The following is a 4,766-nucleotide window of genomic DNA, read 5'->3' on the forward strand; positions in this document are numbered from 1 at the left end:
GGACCGTTCGGCGCGGTCAGACCATTCGACGCGCCATCCTGATTCACCGCCGAACCGGCGATCACCGCCAGCACCTGGTGCCCATTGCGCTGCGCGTCAGAAAGTCGTTCCAGCACCAGCATCCCGGCGCCCTCCGACCACCCGACACCATCGGCCGCGTCGGAGAAGGACTTACACCGCCCATCCGGTGCGAGCCCGCGCTGACGACTGAACTCCACGAAGGTCTCCGGCGTGGCCATCACCGCCACACCACCGGCCAGAGCCAGGTCGCATTCACCGGACCGCAGTGATTGCGCGGCCAGATGCATTGCCACCAGGGACGACGAGCAGGCGGTGTCGACCGAGACGGCGGGGCCCTCCAATCCCAGGGTGTAGGCGATGCGACCGGAGACGAGACTGCCGGTCGCGCTGTTCCCGCTGCCCTGGGCGTAGTCGTGGTACATCACGCCGGTGAACACACCGGTCGAACTGCCGCGCAGCACCGCCGGATCGACGCCGGCGCGTTCCAGCGCCTCCCAGGTCGTTTCCAGGAGTTGCCGCTGTTGCGGATCCATCATCGTGGCTTCGTTGGGGCCGATGCCGAAGAAGTCCGCGTCGAATTCCGCAGCGGTGTGCAGGAATCCGCCTTCCCGGGTGTAGGACTTGCCCGCGCGGCCCGGTTCCGGGTCGTAGATGCCGGTGATGTCCCAGCCTCGATCGGTCGGGAGTGCCGACACCGCATCCCCGCCGACCCGGACCAGTTCCCACAGTTCCTCGGGGGACGTGACGCCTCCGGGGTAGCGGCAGGCCATGCCGACGACGGCGATCGGGTCCGAGTCGACGGCTCTGCTGGCCGCCACCTCGACGTCCCGGCTGGTGCCGGCGAATTCGTCGGCCAGATACTTCGCCAGGGCCTGGGGTGTCGGGTAGTCGAACACCAAGGTCGCGGGCAACTGCAACCCCGTGACGGCTTTGAGAGTGTTGCGGAACTCGATGGCGGTGATCGAATCGAAGCCCAACTCACCGAAGGCTTTGTCCGCCGCGACCGCATTCACGTTCTGATGACCGAGAATCGTGGCGACCTGCGCACGCACGATCTCCACGAGCACATCGAAACGTTCACTCTCGGGAGTGTTCGCCAGACGAGCCCGCAGCGCCGTGAAGGCGCCCGAGGCCGCTTTGCGGCGAGCCGGGATCAGGCTCGCGAAGAGCGTCGGCGCGGCAGTACCCGCGCTGCGGATGCTCTCGAAATCGAGGCGGGCAAGGACCGGAGCCGCCGCGTCGATCCCGAGTGCGGCATCGAACAGCGCGAGGCCCTGTTGCTCCGGCAGCGGCAGCATGCCCGAACGCGAAAGGCGTTGGCGGTCAACGTCGCTGAGTTGCCCGGCCATGCCTCCGTCCCACAGGCCCCAGGCCAGAGAACTACCGCGGCTACCCGAAGCCCTGCGGTGTGCCGCCAGCGCATCCAGGCATGCGTTGGCCGCGGCATAGTTGCCCTGACCGGGGTTGCCGAAGGCACCGGCGACCGAGCTGAACAGCACGAACGCCCGCAATGGCAGTCCGGCGGTGAGTTCGTGCAGATGCAGCGCGGCATCGACCTTGGGCCCCAGCACCGTATCCATCCGAGCCGGGGTCAGCGACGCGATCGCACCGTCATCGAGGACACCGGCCATGTGGAACACGCCAGTGAGCGGACGATCGGCGGGCACGCCTGCCAGCACCTCGGCGAGGGCGCCACGATCGGCGACATCACATGCGGCGAACTCGAACTCGGCACCCAGCTGCCGCAACTCCGCCCCGAGTTCCGCAGCGCCGGGGGCGAATTCGCCGCGCCTGCTCAACAGCAGCAAGCGACGGACACCGCGGGTGGCGACCAGATGCCGGGCGAACATCCCGGCGAGCAACCCGCCCGCGCCGGTGATCAGAACAGTGTCGTCCGGATCGAAGGCGGGAGCGGCGATCGCCCCGGCGGCGGCCGCTCGGCCCAACCGCGCGATGTGCACCTGCCCGTCGCGCACGGCCACCTGCGGTTCGGCCGCGGCCACGATGCCGCCGAGCAGCCCGTCGAGCGCGGAGTCGCTGTCGATCAATACGATCCGGCCGGGGTTCTCCGCCTGCGCGGAGCGGACCAGACCACCCACGGCCGCACCGGCCAGGTTCGTAATGTCTTCCCCGGCAACCGAAACCGCGCCGCTGGTTCGAACCACCAGCACCGATTCGGTGAATCGCCGGTCTGCGGTCCAGGACTGGAGGATTTCCAGAACGTCGTGCGTCGCAGCATGAATGGCGGCGGAATCGTTGCCCGTGGGGCATTCCAGCACGACCACCGGCGGGACCTTCTCACCGAGATCCGGCCACGCTACGGCGGTGACCTCGGCAGGACGCACCGTGATCGGCGGCCAGTCGATCTGGAACAGCCCATTGCCGACGACGGATGCGCCGGTGGTCAGCTGCGCGGGATCGATCGGCCGGGACGCCAAGTGCCGCACGGTGGCCGCCGGAGCACCGGTCGAGTCCGCCAGATCGATGGCGACGCCGTGCTCACCGGCTCGGGTGAGCCGGACTCGCAGTGCGTCGGCGCCGGCCGCGTGCACGGTGACACCGGACCACTGGAACGGCAGCGCCAGCCCGGCGCCCTCCGCCGATGTGTCCTCGGCAAAACGCAACGCGTGCAACGCCGCATCCAGCAAAGCCGGATGCAGACCGAACCGCTCCGCCTCGGCGCGAGCCGCCTCGGGCAGTTCGACCTCGGCGTAGAGCAGCCCGTCGGCGGCGCGCCACACCGACTTCAGTGCCTGGAACACCGGACCGTAGTGGTAGCCCTGCGCGTCGAGCGAGTCGTACGCACCGTCGATGTCCACGGCGACCGCGCCGGCGGGCGGCCATTGCGCCAGATCGACAGGCGCACTGCCGATTCCCGGTGCGAGCACACCTTCGGCGTGCAAGGTCCACGATGGCGCCGCATCGACGCCGTCCTCGGGGCGGGAGAAGATCCGCACCGCGCGACGGCCGGTCTCGTCCGGAGCACCGGCCACCACGCGCACCGCGAGTCCCGCGGACTCCGGGAGTGCCAGCGGGACCTGGAGAACCAGTTCCTCGAGGGTCGAGCAGCCCACCTGTTCGCCAGCGTGCAGGGCGAGTTCGACCAGACCGGTACCGGGGAACAGCACGGTGTCCATGACCATGTGGTCGGCGAGCCAGGGGTGTGCCTGCACCGACAACCGGCCGGTGAGGGTCACCGCGTCGGAATCCGGCTGGGACACGACCACCGAGGCCAGGGGGTGCCCGGTGGCGGCGAGACCGATGGCCCGGGCGTCACCGCCGGCGGCGGAGCCGTCGAGCATCCAATAGCGGCTGCGCTGGAAAGCGTAGGTGGGCAGGTCGATTCGCTCGGCTCCGGTACCGGCGTAGCGGCCGGCCCAGTCGACGTGAGCGCCGGTCACGAACAGCCCGGCCACTCCACCCAGCACAGCCGACGCATCCGCCTGACCACGACGCGCCAACGCGACCACCGCGGCAGCGCCGTCATCGAGAGTCTGGGCGACCATCGGGGTCAGCACCGCGTCGGGCCCGACCTCGGCGAATCTGGATACACCCATACCCGCCATGGCGATGACCGCATCGGCGAAACGCACCGTGTCCCGGACCTGACCGACCCAGTACGACGGATCCGACATCTCGTCACCGATCCGGGCACCGGTCACCGTCGACACCAACGGGATGGTCGGGCTTCGGAAGGCCAAACCCGCTATCGCCGAGGCGAATTCGGCAAGCATCGGCTCCATCGAGGCCGAATGGAAGGCATGCGAGACCCGCAACCGGCGCGTCCGCCATCCCTGCCCTGCACACCGCTCGGCGACAGCCACGACAGCAGCTTCCACGCCGGAGAGCACGACCGACGACGGGCCATTGACCGCCGCGATCGACACCGCACCGGTCGGCACGTCGCCGGCCGCGAGCAGCGCCCGAACGTCGGTCTCGGCGGCACCTACAGCGACCATTGCGCCACCTGTGGGCAATGCCTGCATCAACCGGCCACGCGCGGCCACCAGCACACACGCATCCACCAGAGACAGCACACCCGCGACGTGGGCGGCAGCGACTTCTCCGATCGAGTGACCGGCCACGACATCGGCGCGCACACCCCAGGATTCGAGCAGTCGGAACAACGCCACCTCGAACGCGAACAACCCTGCCTGCGCGTACACCGTCTGGTCGACGAGGTCGGCACTGGCCAGTGCTGTACTCAGCGAAACCGACTGCCCCAGCATCGGATCCAGCTCGGCGACGATCGCGTCGAACGCCTCGGCGAACACCGGGTACGCCGCACGCAGCTCGGTGGCCATACCGGCCCACTGCGCACCCTGACCCGAGAACACCGCACCCGTCGAACCCGGATTCACCCGACCGGACACCACACCCGGAGTCGTTTCGCCGCGCCCCAGCGCTCGAGTGCCTGCCCGCAGGCCGTCGTGCTCGGGGGACAAAACGACGGCGCGATGGTCGAACAGCACTCTCGAAGTCACGAGCGAGAAGCCGATGTCGATCGGGTCGTGGTCGTCCGCATGGGACGTCAGGCGGGCAGCCTGATCGGCAAGGGCCTCGGCAGTACGTGCCGAAAGCACCCACGGCAGCACTGCACCGGCCGGGGCCGTCCTGGCCGCCGGAGCCGGGGCCGCCGCCGGAGCCTGTTCGACGATGACATGGGCATTGGTGCCGCTGATACCGAACGAGGACACACCAGCACGACGCGGACGATCCACCTCCGGCCACGCCACCGCCTCGGT

General features: G+C 69.3%; 1 protein-coding gene. It reads right to left on the reverse strand.

Going from position 1 to position 4,766, the window contains the following annotated elements:
- The coding region (locus tag ABZ909_RS43415) for a type I polyketide synthase (RefSeq protein ID WP_357012320.1) at positions 1–4,718 on the reverse strand (4,718 nt) is incomplete at its 3' end.
- Positions 4,719–4,766 lie beyond the last annotated feature (48 nt).

The organism is Nocardia sp. NPDC046763 (assembly GCF_040645495.1).
Lineage (GTDB): Bacteria > Actinomycetota > Actinomycetes > Mycobacteriales > Mycobacteriaceae > Nocardia.